At 39.5% G+C, this 17,415-nt stretch carries 17 protein-coding genes; 7 read left to right on the top strand and 10 right to left on the bottom strand.

Annotated elements, in window-relative coordinates; all coding sequences use genetic code 11:
- Position 1: 1 nt before the first annotated feature.
- From ACEQ1T_RS06400 to ACEQ1T_RS06385, 4 genes are all read right to left on the bottom strand, one after another.
- Positions 2 to 940, bottom strand: a complete 939-nt coding sequence (locus ACEQ1T_RS06400; protein WP_206835867.1) for a MoxR family ATPase — start codon at positions 938 to 940, stop codon at positions 2 to 4.
- Positions 941 to 1,097: 157 nt separating this feature from the next.
- Complete coding sequence (locus tag ACEQ1T_RS06395) at positions 1,098 to 1,469, bottom strand: cbb3-type cytochrome c oxidase subunit I (RefSeq protein WP_370222130.1); 372 nt, start codon at positions 1,467 to 1,469, stop codon at positions 1,098 to 1,100.
- 262 nt (positions 1,470 to 1,731) lie between these two features.
- The gene (locus ACEQ1T_RS06390; RefSeq protein WP_370222128.1) at positions 1,732 to 2,478 is read right to left on the bottom strand and encodes an SDR family oxidoreductase; all 747 of its coding nucleotides are present in this window, start codon (positions 2,476 to 2,478) and stop codon (positions 1,732 to 1,734) included.
- A 150-nt stretch (positions 2,479 to 2,628) separates the two neighbouring features.
- On the bottom strand, positions 2,629 to 2,823 hold the full coding sequence (locus tag ACEQ1T_RS06385) for a hypothetical protein (RefSeq protein ID WP_206835858.1): 195 nt from the start codon (positions 2,821 to 2,823) through the stop codon (positions 2,629 to 2,631).
- A gap of 274 nt (positions 2,824 to 3,097) precedes the next feature.
- On the opposite strand from ACEQ1T_RS06385, the gene ACEQ1T_RS06380 reads away from it, so the two are divergent.
- The gene (locus ACEQ1T_RS06380) at positions 3,098 to 3,286 is read left to right on the top strand and encodes a DUF2187 family protein (protein ID WP_009331029.1); all 189 of its coding nucleotides are present in this window, start codon (positions 3,098 to 3,100) and stop codon (positions 3,284 to 3,286) included.
- A 181-nt stretch (positions 3,287 to 3,467) separates the two neighbouring features.
- Here ACEQ1T_RS06380 and ACEQ1T_RS06375 read toward each other — a convergent pair whose 3' ends face one another.
- Positions 3,468 to 3,578: a DUF6254 family protein gene (locus ACEQ1T_RS06375; protein ID WP_019381647.1), complete on the bottom strand. Its 111-nt coding sequence runs from the start codon at positions 3,576 to 3,578 to the stop codon at positions 3,468 to 3,470.
- A 248-nt stretch (positions 3,579 to 3,826) separates the two neighbouring features.
- On the opposite strand from ACEQ1T_RS06375, the gene ACEQ1T_RS06370 reads away from it, so the two are divergent.
- Entirely contained in the window at positions 3,827 to 4,438 is a 612-nt protein-coding gene (locus ACEQ1T_RS06370) for a lysostaphin resistance A-like protein (protein ID WP_370222127.1), read from the top strand.
- 200 nt (positions 4,439 to 4,638) lie between these two features.
- Positions 4,639 to 5,322, top strand: coding sequence for a hypothetical protein (locus ACEQ1T_RS06365; RefSeq protein WP_370222126.1), 684 nt, complete (start codon positions 4,639 to 4,641; stop codon positions 5,320 to 5,322).
- Positions 5,323 to 5,373: 51 nt separating this feature from the next.
- Here the strand turns inward: ACEQ1T_RS06365 and ACEQ1T_RS06360 are convergent, their stop codons facing one another.
- On the bottom strand, positions 5,374 to 6,432 hold the full coding sequence (locus tag ACEQ1T_RS06360) for a GerAB/ArcD/ProY family transporter (protein WP_206835849.1): 1,059 nt from the start codon (positions 6,430 to 6,432) through the stop codon (positions 5,374 to 5,376).
- Between the two features lie 197 nt (positions 6,433 to 6,629).
- Between ACEQ1T_RS06360 and ACEQ1T_RS06355 the strand changes: the two genes are divergently transcribed.
- Positions 6,630 to 8,780 carry an AAA family ATPase gene (locus ACEQ1T_RS06355; RefSeq protein ID WP_370222125.1) on the top strand — a complete coding sequence of 717 codons (2,151 nt, stop codon included), beginning with the start codon at positions 6,630 to 6,632 and terminating at the stop codon, positions 8,778 to 8,780.
- Positions 8,781 to 8,829: 49 nt separating this feature from the next.
- Here the strand turns inward: ACEQ1T_RS06355 and ACEQ1T_RS06350 are convergent, their stop codons facing one another.
- From ACEQ1T_RS06350 to ACEQ1T_RS06340, 3 genes are all read right to left on the bottom strand, one after another.
- Positions 8,830 to 10,524, bottom strand: a complete 1,695-nt coding sequence (locus ACEQ1T_RS06350; RefSeq protein ID WP_206835843.1) for a M3 family oligoendopeptidase — start codon at positions 10,522 to 10,524, stop codon at positions 8,830 to 8,832.
- Positions 10,525 to 10,660: 136 nt separating this feature from the next.
- Complete coding sequence (locus ACEQ1T_RS06345) at positions 10,661 to 11,116, bottom strand: MarR family winged helix-turn-helix transcriptional regulator (RefSeq protein WP_206835839.1); 456 nt, start codon at positions 11,114 to 11,116, stop codon at positions 10,661 to 10,663.
- A 102-nt stretch (positions 11,117 to 11,218) separates the two neighbouring features.
- A complete protein-coding gene (locus tag ACEQ1T_RS06340) occupies positions 11,219 to 12,802 on the bottom strand; it encodes a bifunctional UDP-sugar hydrolase/5'-nucleotidase (protein ID WP_370222123.1) in 1,584 nt (527 codons plus the stop codon).
- Positions 12,803 to 12,935: 133 nt separating this feature from the next.
- On the opposite strand from ACEQ1T_RS06340, the gene ACEQ1T_RS06335 reads away from it, so the two are divergent.
- Complete coding sequence (locus tag ACEQ1T_RS06335) at positions 12,936 to 14,435, top strand: ATP-binding protein (protein ID WP_370222122.1); 1,500 nt, start codon at positions 12,936 to 12,938, stop codon at positions 14,433 to 14,435.
- 35 nt (positions 14,436 to 14,470) lie between these two features.
- Here the strand turns inward: ACEQ1T_RS06335 and ACEQ1T_RS06330 are convergent, their stop codons facing one another.
- Positions 14,471 to 15,463, bottom strand: a complete 993-nt coding sequence (locus tag ACEQ1T_RS06330; RefSeq protein ID WP_370222121.1) for a phosphotransferase enzyme family protein — start codon at positions 15,461 to 15,463, stop codon at positions 14,471 to 14,473.
- A 145-nt stretch (positions 15,464 to 15,608) separates the two neighbouring features.
- Between ACEQ1T_RS06330 and ACEQ1T_RS06325 the strand changes: the two genes are divergently transcribed.
- The gene (locus ACEQ1T_RS06325; RefSeq protein WP_370222120.1) at positions 15,609 to 16,844 is read left to right on the top strand and encodes an MFS transporter; all 1,236 of its coding nucleotides are present in this window, start codon (positions 15,609 to 15,611) and stop codon (positions 16,842 to 16,844) included.
- A gap of 177 nt (positions 16,845 to 17,021) precedes the next feature.
- Positions 17,022 to 17,342, top strand: a complete 321-nt coding sequence (locus ACEQ1T_RS06320) for a hypothetical protein (protein ID WP_370222119.1) — start codon at positions 17,022 to 17,024, stop codon at positions 17,340 to 17,342.
- The last annotated feature ends 73 nt before the right edge of the window (positions 17,343 to 17,415 follow it).

Raw genomic sequence — 17,415 nt, 5'->3', positions numbered from 1 at the left:
TTTAGAGAGCACCTGACTCTACTGGAACTGGCACAGATTCCAGCACATCTTTCAGAACTGACTCTGGGCTTTTTGTCATGGAAGCTTCAGTGGAAAGGAAAATTCTGTGGCCAAGCACATACGGAACCATATTTTTAATATCATTAGGTATCACATAGGCTCTTCCCTCCATTAGAGCTTTGCCTTGAGAAGCTCTCATTAAGGCAAGCATTCCTCTGGGACTGACCCCCAGTTCAATATCCGCATGTTCCCGTGTCTTCCTTACAATATCCAGCAAGTAAGCTTCGACAGGCTCATTTAGAATAACTTTTCCGGCAGCCTTTTTTAGTTTAATGATTTGGTCTGAGATTAAAATTGCATTGATTTCCGCAGGGTCTGCACCGCTTCGATACATTTGAAGCATTGCCTTTTCCTCTTCCCTGCTCGGATAATCCATTTTAAGTTTCATAAAAAACCGGTCAAGCTGAGCAACTGGAAGCGGAAATGTCCCCTGCTGAGATTCAGCCGGGTTCTGTGTAGCTATAACCATAAAAGGTGAGTCAAGTCTAATTGTGTGTCCGTCAATGGTGACCTGACGCTCCTCCATTACTTCGAGAAGACTTGACTGTGTTCTTGGTGCTGCACGATTAATTTCATCAGCAAGTACAATATTCGCGATTATTGGCCCCGGATGGAATTCAAATTCCTGATTTTTCGGATTGAAGAAACGGATCCCTGTGACATCACTCGGCAAAACATCCGGTGTAAATTGAATGCGCGAGAAATTCCCATTAATGGTGCGTGAAAATGCTTTGGCAAGCATTGTTTTTCCAGTTCCAGGAACACTTTCCAACAAGATATGGCCATTGAATAATAATGAAATAGCCATCAATTCAATTTCGCAGTCTTTCCCGGAAATTACTTTCCCAATCTCAGTTTTAAGCTTGTCCAAATATCCCATTATTGCCCTCCTGTTCACTTCCATGCTGATCTCTATCCTATTTAGATTGACTGGTATAATTTTACTAAATAATATCTATCTTTACAATTATCTAATAATTCAGCTGCCAGTAAAAGAAAAACGCATGGATTACTAAATCCATACGCTATTTACATAGCTATTCAGCTTTTAAATTTTTCAGTATGTTCCATACGAAAATTAATATACCCGCAGCAGTAATAGTAGCTCCAATAGCAGTACCTGGAAGAAAGGCCTTATTCTCTGTTACCAGGACCAGGGACAGTGACAGCATCATGATTGGAAGCCCAATATTATGAAGCCAAAAATGCCACTTCCCTGCCTTCCCTTCAGCAAGAGAAGGAAACAAGTAATAGAGGATTCCTGCAAGAGTCAGGGATGTCCATCCAAGTAAATTTATATGGACATGGACAGGTGTTAACAGGTATGAATGAGTACTTGACATATAATACCCAAGTAAAATTCCCACTGCAAAGTAAACGGACGAAATCTTAATCATAGTAATTCCCACTAGAGCCCCTCCCTCTAATTATACTAAAGCTTTAAAAGGATATGAGCCTTTTGAACCATTTAGAACAAGGGGCTTGTTCCTGTTTATAACTTGTTTATCATTTTTTCACAGTAAATTTACAAAGAACTCAATGCCATTTAACGAGGCTGTTTTACAATGTCTTTAACGACAGGAGGCGATATAATGATTAATATCCTGCTTTGCCTTATTTTCATTGGTGCTGTTTTGGTGCTAAATATTGTATTGTTAAGAAAGTAGACAGTTAATATTGTTCATAAATCATTTTCCTTGTCATGCCTCCATCTACTGTTATATTTTCTCCTGTTATGAAGTCATTTTCTGGATCAGCTAAAAATAGGCAGGTTCTTGCAATGTCCGCTGGTTTTCCAACTCTGTTGGAAAAATGCTGATTATGATCAATCTCCCTGAGACTTTCATAATCCCCTGTTTCAATCCAGCCGGGACTTATGCAATTAACCCTGATTCCCTTTTCAGCAAGCGTACTGGCTAAAGCATGGGTGATTGCCATAATTCCGCCTTTTGAAGCCGAGTATGCCTCTGTATTGCTTTCAGACATTACTGCTCTTGTAGAAGATAGATTGATAATACAGGATCCTTGTTTCATCAACTTGGCAGCTTCCCTGCTGCACAGGAAGACACTGCGAAGATTCGTATTGATTACTTCATCCCACAATTCCACAGTCAGTTCAAAAAATGAATGAAACTTTGAGATGCCAGCGTTATTTATTAGAATATCAATTGCTCCAAATGATTCATAAGTTTTTATTAAAAGTCCCTTGATTTCTGCTTCATTCTTAACATCTGCTCTAATAAACATGCATGTCTGGCCTTGTTTGTTCAAGCTTTCTTCTAACTTTTTTCCCTTCATTTCATCTATGTCAACGATGACCACATTGGCCCCTTCCCCTGAGAACGTCTCGGCAATTCCCTTTCCAATTCCGCTGGCTCCTCCTGTAATGATGACCGTTTTTCCTATAAAATTGCCCATACTTGTTCAGCCCCTTCAAATTAGTAATATTGCTTTCAAACCCAGATTGGTATGCCTTCTTTTCAACTTTTCATGAGGACATACAGGAAAGACACCTGAGATTTTCAAGTGTCTTTTCTATGTGCTTTATATTTCAGCGCCATTTCTATTTTAGCTTCGGGGTAAATCTAAATATCGATATATAACATGGCCGCCTCTTTGTGCGATTCCGCGGAAGTGCTTAAAATCCTCCCTTTTCACAATAATGCTGCGAAAAGGAAGAAAGTCTTCTTTTGACACATGATACTCTGAGATGATTCCATTTTTTAATTGATCGAGCACTTCTATAATTTGTTCATGATTCATTACTCAGAACTCCTTTTTACTCTATTCTTTTTCTATCATAATTAAAGTGCTGTCAATTTTGAAGTATCTAATATTATATCTGTACATCAATCATTTATTCTGAATATTAAATAATTTTAATGTACAAAAGTATTTTATCTGGTATAATATTACCAACCTAATGCTGTAATAAATTACCTAAACAGCAGTGAATTGCAAAATTCTTTACGCATTTCATAATATAGTGCAAACTGTTATTACCAGCGAAAGAAATGGACAAAAGGAGAGATGCTTTTTGAAGAAAGCAGAGGTTGGCAATATTATTGAGTTTCGTGACGGATTACAAGGGATTGTAGAAAAAGTAAATGAGAATTCTGTTATTGTAGATTTAACGTACATGGATAACTACCGTGATTTGGAATTAGATCAAAGAACAGTTGTCAATCATAAAAATTATAAGGTAGTAAGAGAATCAGCAGTATAAAAGAAAAAATGAAAGCGCATTCTTTCGGATCCAAAAAAAGCAGCTCTCTTGCTGCTTTTTTTATTCTGCATTTTATCAGTTTCATTCTCCACCTTCCTCTCCCCTTTTCAGCTTGCATTTTAAAATGGCGCACCCTTGAATTTCTTCACATTCGCGGCCCCCAGATTAGGGGGCCCAGATTTTATTCCTTTTCCCCGGACAGTTCTTTTAATGATTTCACTTTACCATGCGGGTGCTGGTCCTGCTTTCTTACCGTCCATGCACGCTCTTTTTCTCTTTTTGATTTCGTCATTATACATACCTCCCTTCTCATGGGTTTATGATTAGCATATCTGCATTATTTTATCTTAACGTTTCCAAAGAAATCTTTTCCTTACTTTTTAGGATTGTTTTTTGTTAAAATAGTGTTTGGTTATTTTTAAAAAGATAAGAAAGTTTTTTGTGCTTTGAGAACTGTCTAGCAGCGTCGCCTGCCCCCTCGGGGGGGGGGCGGGCGTGGGCAAGGCGCTTCGGCTTTTCTTATTGAAAGGAGATTAAAAATTGAAGAGTGTTGCCGCAGATGTCCGATTTATTGGCGGGATATTACTCGCTCATCTGCTTATGTATTTTACATTTCAGGATAAATCAATTTTTTGGTATATCTTTTCTGCCTCTTTACTGCTTCTAATCAGTTATTCCATCATAATGGAGGAAGTGGAAGACAAGGCCACTTTTGGAACATTTATTACCTATGGAGTCCTTTCGGGTTTCCTTTTGTACGGTCTTTTTTGGGCCGGATACAGTTTATTTGAAATTCTCAATCTTCCCTTTGTTAATCAGGTTGAAAAACTATACGGCCGTTTTTCACCATCCTTTATCTGGCACTATATTGCGCTGATCTTAATCATTGTTCCAGGAGAAGAAGTCTTTTGGAGGGGTTTCGTTCAAAAGAGATTGATGAAATTTACGACTGTTAAGTTATCCATCATACTATCGTCTCTCCTCTATTCTTCTGTTCATTTTTATTCAGGATACTGGATGCTAGCCTTTGCAGCGTTAATCGCAGGCCTCTTCTGGGGATGGCTATACGCTTGGAAAAGAAGCCTTCCGCTTGTAATCGTATCCCACCTGGTTTTTGACTTATTGATGTTCGTCCTGCTCCCCTTTTATTAAATGGACTCGTGCAGATTTCAATAATGATTAGACAATTCCATCATGGATTGTCTATTTTTTTTAGTTTTTATTGAGTCTTGTCGATGTTTTACATAAATGGTAATGTACTAATTAATAGGAATTTATATGTAACTCTTTCATTCCATTTACGTCTAATTATGCAAAAGCGCTAGGAGTGACAACGGGAGGATGAAACATTAATGAAAAATATGGCGAAATTAATCTTAATGCTGGGATTATTTGCTGCTATCCTGACAGGCTGCGGCACGACTCAGGATGATTCCGGCAATGAAGCAGATCCGGGGCAAAATGAAGAAGAAACTGCTTCAGAAGGACAGGATGGACAGGAACAGACTGAAGAACAGAATTCAGAAGAAGATGACTCTGTTGGTGAAGGAGACAGTGTTATCAGAATCCTTGAGCAGAATATGGCTTATATGGTTGAGGGTGAAGCGAAGGAAGAGACTGCCTTCCTGAAGCATAGTGATAATCAAAATTATTCTATTTACGTTTTGCCCGCCTATGAACTAACGGCCGAGGAGCCTAATAAAGATGCCTTATACCTTTCAGAAAATGATCAGGTATTCATGCGTATTGAACTTCTTCCGAATGATGCAGACTGGAATATGATCGAAGAAAATACAAAAGCACAATTAGGGGCTGTTAGCGAAAATGTGCAGACATCTGAAGCTCCTTTAGATAATTTTTACAAAGATGCTACTGTAATGAAAGCTGAAGGAAACGGTGAACTGGTTTCAGCCTATCTTGTGAAAAACGAAGATCTTTCTCTGAAGCTTACCCTATTCAATAAGGAAGAAGCTGACCATGAAGATGCTTTCCTTCAGATGGCGAAAACCATTATGAAGGAAGAGCCGCAAAAATAATGAAATGAAAAAGAGATCCGTGCAAAACGGATCTCTTTTATTTAGCTTTAATCAAGCTTTCTTGCCTTTACTTCCATCATCAAATGGCTTCATCCACAGAAGAATAATAAATGTCAAACTTACATATCCGAATACCGGATATAAATAGGAAAGCAATGTTCCATAATTGATCAAACTGATAAAGTAACATACTACAAAAATAAAGCCCACAATAATAATACTCGGAACTGAAATATACTTTTTTACCTGTCTCTCGATCCCAAACACATTCCCAATCACAGAAGTGAAAATTTCACCATAGATGACAAAAACAAATATCCAATAGAATGATGATGCCAACGTCTTAACAATAGCAGCCATTGGGATATCATAAGCTTCCAGATTTGGGAGCATCATCAGCGTCAAATGGCTGGAAAGCAGGATGAGAGTCAATGCGGCTCCTCCAAGGTATCCACCCCACTTTATTGTCCGATCGTCATTTATTTCTGAAGCCACAGGCACTAATACTGCTTGGGCCAATGTCAAATTCAGAGCCGTATAAGAGAACGGAGCCACTACCGCTTTCCATCCATCTTCAGCATATGGGATAAATAGAACCTGTTCTGCAAAATTAGGGAGTTTCATGCTTATGAACAACAAAATAAAGCTAAATGCAATCATCATCGGAACAACAAACGTATTCACAGCGAATAATCCGCGGATACCTACTATCATTGTAATAATCGTTAACCCTATCGTTATGAGCAATCCTGCAGTCTTGCTGATGCCGATCTGTTCTTCAAACACTGCTCCTGCACCTGACAGCATGACGGCGCAAACGCCCAGCAGCATAAACAGCATCAATATATTAATGGCAGAACCAAAAAATCTTCCAAATAAATATTCATTTAATTCCTGATAAGATGCAGCCTTTATTCGGGCAGAGATTCTCATTAATTTGGAGCCGAGAAAAATAAAGATATAGCCGCTCATTAAGATCCCAATTAAACCGATAAAACCAAATCGGGAAAAAAACTCCACAATCTCCCTGCCAGTGGCAAAGCCCGCTCCCACCACGGTTCCCACATAAACGGCAGCGATCTGGAAAGCTGCCCCCCAATTCGTTTTCACTTAATCTCCTCCTTCCTTTCCAATATATGTAGGCTGGTACAAACAAAGACGAGCTTTTTTGCAATACGGCTAAACTACAGTTAAGGGAAAAAATACCAAAACAAAATACTTGAAAGTCAAAGAAGGTCAAATTATAATGCGGGTATAAAGTCAAATATAGTCAAAGTCAGACCAAACTTTTTATGGAGGTATGCAAAATGCTTTGTCAAAAATGTCAAACAAAACAAGCAAATGTACAATTAAGACTGAAATTGAATGGAAATGAACGAAATCTAAACCTTTGCCATAGCTGTTATCAAACTGAAAAGCAACATAGCCTTACTTCCTTTGGGCCTGCTTTGAGTGGTTTTTCAGGTTTTGGCCAAATGCCTTTGGAGGATTTCTTCAAGAAGATGGCTGCCTCTCAAGGAAATGAAAACTATGATCTAAAAGAAGCGCCGGGACACAATCATGGGAATGGCGGATTTATCGATCAATTCGGACGAAATCTTACACAGCTTGCCAAAGCAGGTTTAATTGACCCAGTCATCGGACGGGATTTAGAAATAAATCGTGTGATTGAAATTTTAAATAGAAGAACCAAAAATAATCCGGTCTTAATCGGTGAACCAGGAGTAGGTAAAACAGCTATTGCCGAAGGGCTAGCCATTAAGATTGCCGAAGGAAATGCACCAAAGAAACTTCAAAATAAAGAAGTCTATTTGCTGGATGTGGCATCCCTGGTTGCAAACACAGGCATCCGCGGCCAATTCGAAGAACGCATGAAGCAGCTGATCTCGGAGCTTCAGACACGCAAGAATATTATTCTCTTTATAGATGAAATTCATTTGCTTGTTGGAGCAGGGTCAGCCGAAGGATCAATGGATGCAGGCAACATTCTAAAGCCCGCCCTTGCACGGGGAGAGCTTCAAGTGGTCGGAGCCACCACATTGAAAGAATACCGCCAAATTGAAAAAGATCCAGCATTGGAACGCAGATTCCAGCCTGTTCAAATAGAAGAGCCCGCTGAAAATGAGGCAATTGAAATCTTGATGGGACTGAAACAAAAATACGAAGATTACCATGATGTTTCTTTTACTGAACATGCCATTAAAGCATGTGTGCAGCTGTCAAGCCGATATATTCAGGACCGGTTCCTTCCTGACAAAGCCATTGATTTAATGGATGAAGCAGGTTCTAAAATGAATCTTCAATCAGGATATATACCAGCAGAAGATATTGAAAAACAGCTGAAAGAAATCAGCAGGCAGAAAGAACTTGTTTTAAAAGAAGAAAAATATGAAGATGCTGCAAAACTCCGTGAAAAGGAACTAAAACTCCAGCAGGCACTAAACGGGGACAACAAGGCAGAACGGCCAGTTATTGACGTTAGCCATATTCAGGAGATTATTGAAAAGAAAACCGGGATTCCTGTCGGCAAATTAGCAGAAGATGAGCAGGAAAAAATGCAGAACCTTGAGGCAAGTCTTGCAGAAAAAGTAATTGGACAGGCGGAAGCCGTGCGGAAAGTTGCAAAGGCGATTCGCCGAAGCCGTGCAGGACTTAAATCAAAGTACCGCCCAATTGGCTCATTTCTATTTGTCGGGCCAACAGGCGTCGGCAAAACTGAGCTGACCAAAACACTTTCCCAAGAGCTATTCGGCTCAAAAGACAGCATGATCAGGCTTGATATGAGTGAATATATGGAAAAACACAGCGTAGCAAAAATTATCGGTTCCCCTCCAGGATATGTGGGCCATGAAGAAGCCGGACAGCTTACTGAGCGGGTACGCAGAAACCCATACAGCATCATTCTGCTTGATGAGATAGAAAAAGCACATCCAGATGTACAGCACATGTTCCTTCAAATACTGGAAGATGGGCGCCTGACAGATAGCCATGGCCGCACTGTCAGCTTTAAAGATACAGTCATTATCATGACAAGCAATGCAGGAGCAGGGCAAAAAGAAATCCATGTTGGATTTAGTGCAGCTGACGCCGTCATGGAGTCAAACATTCTTGAATCGCTCGGCAGCTTCTTTAAGCCGGAATTCCTGAACCGCTTTGATAGCATTATTGAATTTAAAGCTTTGGAAAAAGAGCATTTATTGAAAATTGTCGACTTAATGCTTAATGAGCTTCAGGAAACATTAATTGAACAGGATATTGAATTGACTGTTACCAAGGAAGCCAAGGAGAAATTAGCTGCGGATGGATATCATCCCGTTTTTGGCGCACGGCCATTAAGAAGGATCATCCAGGATGAACTTGAAGACAAGATTGCTGATTTCATCATTGATCATGGCGGAAATAGCCAATTACAGGCCGATCTTGTTGACGGTTCAATTGTCATTAAACCCCTCCGCTAAAAAATAAGAAAGAGCCGGAATCAAGAATTTCCGGCTCTTTCTTATTTTTTTATAAACTCTTATCATCCACGGAATTCAGCCAGTTTTCAATTTCTCCGATAACAGACTCGACACAGCCCTCTTCAAAAGGAGAAATCAATCCAGCATCTTTAACAAGGCCTGTGAAAGGCTTGCTGCCGCCAAGCTGGCACAATTTTAAATAATCCTTCCATGCCGCTTCCTGATTCTCCCGAGACCTTTTCCAGAATTGAAATGCACAAATCTGCGCCAATGTGTAATCGATATAATAGAAAGGTGAATTGTAGATATGGCCCTGCCTCTGCCAAAATCCGCCGTTCTCTAAATACTCATTCCCATCATAATCTTTATGCGGTAAGTATTTCTTCTCAATTTCTCTCCATGCCTGTTTTCTTTCCTGAGGTGATGCTTCCGGGTTTTCATATACCCAATGCTGGAATTCATCAACTGATACTCCGTAAGGCAAGAATAGCAGTCCTCCGCTCAAATGAGAAAACTTGTATTTCTCGGTATCATCTTTAAAGAAGCCCTCCATCCACGGCCAAGTGAAAAACTCCATACTCATGGAATGAATTTCAGCAGCTTCATAAGTTGGCCAGTTATATTCAGGGATCTCAAAATGGCTGCTTGAATACACCTGGAATGCATGGCCTGCTTCATGGGTAAGAACATCAATATCTCCTGAAGTCCCATTGAAGTTAGAGAAAATGAATGGGGATTTATAGTTTTCAATATATGTGCAATAGCCGCCCCCTGCTTTTCCCTTTTTGGCTACCAGGTCCATTAGATTATTTTCTCTCATATAAGTGAAAAATTCACTGGTTTCTCTGGAAAGCTCGTCATACATTTTTTGTCCGTTTTCAATAATCCATTCCGGATCGCCTTTCGGTACAGCATTTCCTGTTTTAAATTCAAATCCTTCATCGTAATATTTCAGCCTGTCAACGCCAATCCGCTCTCTTTGCCTTTCCTTTAGCCTTGTGGCGATTGGAACGATGAAATCCTTCACCTGCTTGCGGAAATTTGCAACCATCTCCGCGTTATAATCTGTCCGGTACATGCGGAAATAAGCCAGTTCAACAAAATTCGCATATCCAAGTTTATGGGCAATCCCTGTTCTAACCTTGACAAGCTCATCATAAATACGGTCCAGCTCATTCTCATTATCTCCCAGGAAACCAAAGCGTGCTTCGCTTGCTTTCTTGCGCATTTCTCGATCTGTAGATTCAGTAAATGGCTCCAATTGGGCAAGAGTGCGTTCTTCACCTTCAAAATCAATCTTGGCTGAAGCAATTAATTTAGTATACTCTGAAGAAAGCTTATTTTCTTTTTGCAAAAGGGGAACAATCTCTGGCGAGAACACCTTCAATTGTGCTTCAGCAAGCGCAAACAGCTGATTCCCCCATTTTTCTTCAAGCTCTGCCCTGAACTTAGAATTAACCAAAGCCTGATAATACCTTGTAACAAACCCTTCTACTTCAGGCTGAATTTCATCCATATAATCCTGCTCTGCTTTATAAAATTCATCATTTGTATCAACTGAATGACGGATATAGCAAAGGTTGAACATCGTGCCGACATCATTTCGAATATCATTAATTTCCTTCATAGCTCGATTTTGCTGTTCTGCAGAAGCTGCATTTTCAAATTTCTCAAGCGCTGCTTCGAAGTTCCCCTTTACTTTTTCAAGATTCGGACGAACATATGCATAGTCTTCAAATCTCACATTATTTCCCCCTCATGTATATGTAAATCGATTTTAAACAAACCACTAAACTATTTCGACAATATTTGGTTAATTTCCTCCCCTGAACCTATCTATAAAGCACAAAATAAAAAACAGCCGGTTAAGGCTGTTTTAATTACTGTACCCCATTTTTATCATTGGAGATAGACAGTCCAAGCTTCTTTAATAACTCAATGGCCGTACCTTTTTCTTCTGGAGTAAGCTCGGACATTAATGAATGGATATGCTTTTCATGGTCAGGGAATATGTTTTCGATAAAGTCTTTTCCCTTATCTGTTATTTGCGCAAAGGTAACTCTTCTGTCATTCGGGCATGCGACCCTTTTTAACAAGCCTTTCTGCTCTAGCTTGTCCACTACATATGTGATGCTTCCGCTGGCCAACAGTATTTTCCCGCCAATCTGCTGCAAAGGCTGCTCACCTTTATGGTAAAGCAGTTCCAGAACAGCAAATTCAGTTGGGTTCAATCCATAAGTTTGTATTAGTTTATTTACATTTTCATTTATTGCCCTATATGCCCTGGACAGGACAATAAACAATTTCAACGATTGGTCAATTTGTTCAGACCCCATTTTATCCAATCCCTTTACCATTTAATTAGTAGCGTTTACCTAAATTCAATTCTCAATCATTATAGAAAACAGGAAGAAAGCTGTCAATTTAACACATTCGGATCATTTGCCCGCTACAACCTCCCAATTGTGATTAAGAGTTGGAATTACCTTTTTCTTTTCAAAGAAGTAGTCGGCAATCAATTCGGTCATATCGGTTAAAATTTCTTTCACCACTGGCTTATCCTTGAACATATTGTAGCCTCCACCGCCAGCAGCACGGTAATTGTTCATTACTACATGATACTCGCCATCTTCCCTGATAGGATGCCCTTTATAGAGAAGCTTTGTGATCCTGCTGCCCTTATGTCGTGAAATATCTATTTTATACTCAATACCTTCCCACATATCGTAATTATAATGCTGTGGCTTTGGATACGAAAAATCAGGATTCACCATAATTTTTCCGTCACTGTTCAATTCAAAATAAGCTGCTGACCGCTCCAAAGCGCCTTTAATGTCTTTTCCTGTAACATTGAGAACACATAATGAATTTGGATAAATATAGTTAGAAACAATTTCTCTCATCGTTACTTTAGACTTGAATCCCGGTGCCCCCTCATGAAATAAGGCCGTACAGGAAATATCAGCACCTGACGCTTCCATCTGCACTTTATTAATGAATTCAATCAGCGGATGCTCCCCTGTACGCGCCTCAAATATATTATCAATCAGCATATCCCCATCAATTTCACCGATCACCTTATCCAGCCATTTCTGGGTTTTAGATTCATAATACCCGGCAAGCTGCAGCACCTCATTATCAGGCGGCATTCCGTCCGGATAAATTAAGGCAGAGTGTTTTTCATCAATCAGCCAATCATTGTGTTTCTTTCTGAATTTAACGGTAACCTTTGCAAGCGCTTGACCATTAAATCCCGGCTGCACAACAGCCACACCATTTACTTGTTCTCCTTCAATATAACGGTGCTGATGCCCGGTAATCAGAACATCAATTCCAGGAACTTCTGTACAAATCCGATATGCTTCATTTTCTCCAGTTTGTTCTTCTGTCTCTTCACCTGTTCTGATATCCCTTTCAAAGCCGCCATGATAAGAGACAATAATCAAATCTGGTTTCTCTTCCTCCTGAATATATGAAACCCACCTCTTTAAGCTGATCACCGCAGATTCAAAAACAAGATGTTCAATATGCTGCCTTTTCTCCCAATTGGGGATATACTGGGTTGTGACACCTACTACCGCTGCTTTCAAACCATTTGGAAAAGATTTTATTTTATAAGGTAGCCCGAAATACGTTTCCTTTGTTGAATTGAATAAAATATTGGCTGACAGCCATGGGAAATTGGACTCGCTGACAGCTCTTGCAAGTATGTTCTTTCCATAGTTGAATTCATGATTTCCGATTACAGCTGCATCATATTCAAGTTCATTTAATATTTGAATCATGGGATTTTTTTGGTTTTTTAAGTATCTGGAATAATAATAAGTTAGAGGAGTTCCCTGGATCAGATCGCCGTTATCAATAAGAATGGAGATCTCAGATTGTTCCTTTTCTTTCTTAATTATTGCTGCAAGCTTACCCAGCCCATGATCAGCGTGCTCTCCAGTTCCATAATAATATGGATAAACATGTCCATGGACATCACTTGTAGCTAAAATCGTGAGAAAAACCTCTGATTTCATCAAATAACCCCTCCTTACATATAAAATATCATTCCTTTGAAAGAAAAAAACCACTTTTAACACAAAATGGTATAATATTGATAATGTCACTTAGATAAGAACAAATCAACCTAATTATGCTGGAGTTAACCTGATGAATAGTCGAAAACGAAATTTACTACTATATTTAATCGCAGTAATTATTCCCACTTTGGCCGGCAGCATCTTTTTCGTTATTGACTCTGTTAATCAAAACGATGAAAAAAGACTGGAAGAAGCAAAATGGATTGGCTCCATACACCAAAGGAGCTGGGATCAGTTTATATCTGAAACTGTGACCACACTTGAGATGTTATCACTGACTGCAGGAAGTGCTGACACGCCATCTGATAAACTGGAGCCTCTGCTCCAAAAAGCCAATCAACTGGATCCGCGATATGGCGGGATTTACCTTCTTGATCCCAGCGGAAAGGTTCTTACAGGGTCAAATCAATTTTTAGCGAACTCCGATTTATCTAAAAAGAAATATCTAAATGAGGTTTCACGCACGAAAGATATTGTTATCTCTAACTCAGCTGAAACCCTCACCAATGGGCAAACAGTAGTTGGGATAGGAAAGCCCGTATTCAACGACAATGGAGAGGTAATCTCTATTATTGTGGCACATATGAGGGTGGATTACGTACAAAATATTATGAGACTTCTTACTCCTGAAGCACGGCTTTCTGTCCTTAATTCAGAAAGGGAAACGATTATGGACATCAACATGAATGGTGACTCATCGTTTTCCAGGCATAATAGCATTTCAATTCCAATTGACAGGCTTCCCTGGAGTGTAAAAGTAGAATTGCCGCCAAGAGATATGCTGGAAATTGCCAAAGATGCTTTTAAGGCTATCCTTGTATTAATGATTATAAGCCATATTCTATTTCTCTTTATTAAGTATTTAAGGCTTAAAAAGCAGAATGAAGAGGAAAAAAAGGAAAATGAGCTCCAAAAGCTGGAACTGGTGGGTACTCTTGCTGCCAGCACTGCCCATGAAATCAGGAACCCTTTAACAGGAATAAAAGGCCTTATACAGCTATTAAGTGAAAAATATACGAATACACATGACCAGTATTACTTTTCAGTTATTAATGATGAGATAAGCAGAATTAATGAAATTGTAAGTGAATTTTTAATACTGGGTAAACCTGCAGCTCAAAAGATGGAAACGATGGATTTGAGAAATATCATAAAGGAATTAGAACCCTTGATACGCTCCGAAGCTAATTTACACAATGTCACTTTTGAATCTGCTCTTTCAGATGAACCTGTCATGGTCGATTGTACGAAAGACCAGATGAAGCAGGTTGTCCTGAATTTAACGAAAAACGCTTTTGAATCGATGGAGGGCGGAGGAAAGCTGACAATCAAGCTAAATAAAATGCATTCCAAGTGTCAGCTTAAGATTGCGGACACAGGCTCAGGAATCCCTGAAAATGAGATTGAAAAAATTTTCCATCCATTTTACACTTCAAAGGAAATGGGCACGGGCCTTGGCCTCGTGGTCTGCAGACGCATTCTGCACTCTTTCGGCGGTGAAATATTTATTACGAGCAAAGAAACTAAAGGAACGCATGTAGATATTTTTCTTCCTATTAAAAACGCATAAAAAAGGAAGGTGCACACTGACGGGCACCTTCTTTTTTAAATCGGATAGATAGGATCATTTCTCTCTATTCTTTTCTTTATCGTCTCCATCATAAATAATAGCTGCGAATTCCTGTCTTCAGGAGCAATTTTTTTATGAAGGACGGAATAAAGTGTGATATCTCTTAGCCTCAGAAATAAGGGCAGCTGCCTTTCCAAACCATCAGGAATTTCATTTTCCAGCTGATAGCCAACCAAAAACGCGTCCAGGAAATGTTTACCAAATATTTCCATTTCTGCTGTATCCGCCTCTTTGAACTTATATAAAAGTGAGTAATACAGCGGAATCGCTATATCAGATGCAAACCAATGATGGCAGCAGTCATCAAAATCAAATACATGAATATCTTTCCCATTATAAAAAAAGTTTCCCGAATGAAGATCCGTATGAATAAGGCCAAAACTGTTTATATTTTTCGGCAAATTTTGAAGCAGATTCAATAAATCCTTTGTATGCTTAATGACCAATTGATCTTCTGCCGGTATATATTTCTCCACTAAAAGCAGTTCTTCTTTATCCCATTGCATTCGCGGTAAAATTCCAGCTGATGGAACATATGATTTTGTGGCTGCGTGCATTTTCCCCACCGCTCTTCCCCATGCTTGAAATAACTCCTGATTGAATTCGCGTGCTCGAACACTTATTGGTTTTCCCTCTGCTTTTGAAAACAGGCTGGCATAAAAGGCAGAACCGTCCTCGGCTGTTAACCTCTCAACCATATTCCCATTCTGTGATGGAAAAACTTCTGAAACCTTTAAATCCTTCGATTTCAGGTAATTCATCCAGTCTGCTTCTGATAGTAGCTCCTCCAGCATGCGGTGAGATGAGTGGGTTATCCTCAAAATATATGCTATTCCATCTTTATGAACCTCATAAACATAGTTTTCAAAGTCACCCAGCTTTTTATAATTCCCGATATTCAAAGAATAGATTATAAGGAAATTTTTGAGAATATCGTCCGTCATTAAAGCATCAACTGCTATTTCCATTAGCTCCCCTGCCCTTTTATATAATCTGAATAATGTAAATTATATAATATTTAATAGATTTCCAAAATAACTATTTTGAAAGACTAATGAATAAGGTAAACTATATTTAGCTTTGCGAAATGTTCAGAAAAAAGGAGACTATATCATGAGTACTACCGCTGCTTCAATCAGCCCAAGATATGAGCCGCAGCAGAAAACGGCCTATCGAATCTTATTCATTATTGGCCTTTGCCACCTATTGAATGACTCTATACAATCAGTTATTCCAGCCATGTTTCCCATTTTAGAAAAATCTATGGGGCTTTCATACTCACAGCTAGGAATGATTGCCTTTTCACTGAATATCGTGTCATCTGTCATGCAGCCGGTTATTGGAATGGCCACTGATAAAAAGCCGTTCCCTTTCGCCTTGCCAATCGGCCTGACTTTCACTTTATTTGGCATATTAGGATTGGCCTTTGCCCCGGATTATAAATGGATTATTATATCGGTATTATTGATTGGTTTCGGTTCAGCTGTGTTCCACCCGGAAGGATCCAGGGTTGCTTATTTGGCAGCTGGCCAGCGCAGAGGTCTGGCTCAATCTATCTATCAAGTCGGCGGAAACACAGGACAGGCACTTGCTCCTATCATTACCGCGCTCATTCTAGTTCCGCTCGGTCAAATGGGAGCTGCCTGGTTTACTGCAGTTGCTGCAATTGCAGTCGGACTGCTGATCTATATAGCATTTTGGTATACTGGACGCCTTCAGGAAGAACTAATTGCCGGCAGAGCTAAAAAACTAGCTGGTGGACATAATAATAAAAAGATATCAAAAAAAGTATGGCGTGCACTGACCCTGGTTCTCTTCTTGATATTTGCCCGTTCATGGTATATCTCCGGGATGACAAATTTCTACGCTTTTTATGCAATAGAAAAATATTCTTTCTCCATTAGTCAGGCACAGCTCTTCTTATTTGCATTTTTAGTATCAGGTGCTTTGGGCACATTTTTTGGCGGGCCGCTTGCAGATCGGTTTGGAAAGAAAAGGATTATTTTCCTGTCCATGATCCTGACTGTTCCGCTTTCCATCCTGATTCCTTTCGTTCCATCTCCAATTGCATTTGTCATGCTCGTGGCTAGCGGATTCATACTGATGTCAAGCTTTTCGGTGACGGTAGTATACGCTCAGGAATTAGTTCCGGGCAAAATCGGCACTATGGCAGGACTTACAGTGGGGCTGGCTTTTGGTATGGGGGCAATAGGCTCAATTGCTCTGGGCTATATTGCTGACACTGTTGGTCTGATAAATATGATTATATTAACCGGCTTTCTTCCCGTACTGGGTTTGCTGACATTATTGCTCCCGCCGGATGAAACTGTTTCAGAATGGAATAAATAGATAAAAAGGAGGGGTCCCCCCTCCTTCTTCAAAAGGATTGCAGATTCTTTTTTAAAAGTTTTCTAAAAATTTTAACAATTGTGTGCAATCTTCTCCTTTTTTGCCATATAATAAAGGTAAGATATTAGCTCTCTTTGTGCAGCTAAATACCCTGTAAAATGTTAGGAGGGATTAAATATGCACCTGCCAAACTACTTTGATTTTTATCAAAAATGCCTTATTCCAGCAAAGGCAGCTGAGCCATTCCTTACGGCTGGGCAAACCCATTGGCTAATCGCTCTGGAAGGACAGCTTAAAGAACAGGAAAATGAATTCTACGTCTGGAAAGTAACCCTATATCCGTCCAATTCAGAAGGAAGTTTTTCATGGAATAAGGCGCTTTATTCTTCATCTCTGTACGAATGCATCCATAAAGCGTTTGAACATGCTAAAGAGCTTGAAGCCAATGTAAAAAACTCACAGTTCAATTTTTTAAAGAGACAAGAGAGAATCAGCTAACCTCAAATTTTATTCCCCTATGCGTTACTCTTTTTTTACCCTCGAATGTGAAATAACATACATATAGGTAATT

The organism is Cytobacillus sp. (genome assembly GCF_964223445.1).
In the GTDB taxonomy this organism is placed as follows: Bacteria; Bacillota; Bacilli; order Bacillales; family Cytobacillaceae; genus Cytobacillus.
This window is presented reverse-complemented; position numbering and strand designations above follow the sequence as displayed.

What these genes read in the sequence shown, in the direction of transcription:
- ACEQ1T_RS06365 (WP_370222126.1), top strand. Translation starts at nt 4,639, where the DNA reads ATGAAAAATATGGCGAAATTAATCTTAATGCTGGGATTATTTGCTGCT.
- ACEQ1T_RS06400 (WP_206835867.1), bottom strand. Translation starts at nt 940, where the DNA reads ATGGGATATTTGGACAAGCTTAAAACTGAGATTGGGAAAGTAATTTCC.
- ACEQ1T_RS06355 (WP_370222125.1), top strand. Translation starts at nt 6,630, where the DNA reads ATGCTTTGTCAAAAATGTCAAACAAAACAAGCAAATGTACAATTAAGA.
- ACEQ1T_RS06325 (WP_370222120.1), top strand. Translation starts at nt 15,609, where the DNA reads ATGAGTACTACCGCTGCTTCAATCAGCCCAAGATATGAGCCGCAGCAG.
- ACEQ1T_RS06330 (WP_370222121.1), bottom strand. Translation starts at nt 15,463, where the DNA reads ATGGAAATAGCAGTTGATGCTTTAATGACGGACGATATTCTCAAAAAT.
- ACEQ1T_RS06340 (WP_370222123.1), bottom strand. Translation starts at nt 12,802, where the DNA reads ATGAAATCAGAGGTTTTTCTCACGATTTTAGCTACAAGTGATGTCCAT.
- ACEQ1T_RS06375 (WP_019381647.1), bottom strand. Translation starts at nt 3,578, where the DNA reads ATGACGAAATCAAAAAGAGAAAAAGAGCGTGCATGGACGGTAAGAAAG.
- ACEQ1T_RS06345 (WP_206835839.1), bottom strand. Translation starts at nt 11,116, where the DNA reads ATGGGGTCTGAACAAATTGACCAATCGTTGAAATTGTTTATTGTCCTG.
- ACEQ1T_RS06385 (WP_206835858.1), bottom strand. Translation starts at nt 2,823, where the DNA reads ATGAATCATGAACAAATTATAGAAGTGCTCGATCAATTAAAAAATGGA.
- ACEQ1T_RS06335 (WP_370222122.1), top strand. Translation starts at nt 12,936, where the DNA reads ATGAATAGTCGAAAACGAAATTTACTACTATATTTAATCGCAGTAATT.
- ACEQ1T_RS06390 (WP_370222128.1), bottom strand. Translation starts at nt 2,478, where the DNA reads ATGGGCAATTTTATAGGAAAAACGGTCATCATTACAGGAGGAGCCAGC.
- ACEQ1T_RS06320 (WP_370222119.1), top strand. Translation starts at nt 17,022, where the DNA reads ATGCACCTGCCAAACTACTTTGATTTTTATCAAAAATGCCTTATTCCA.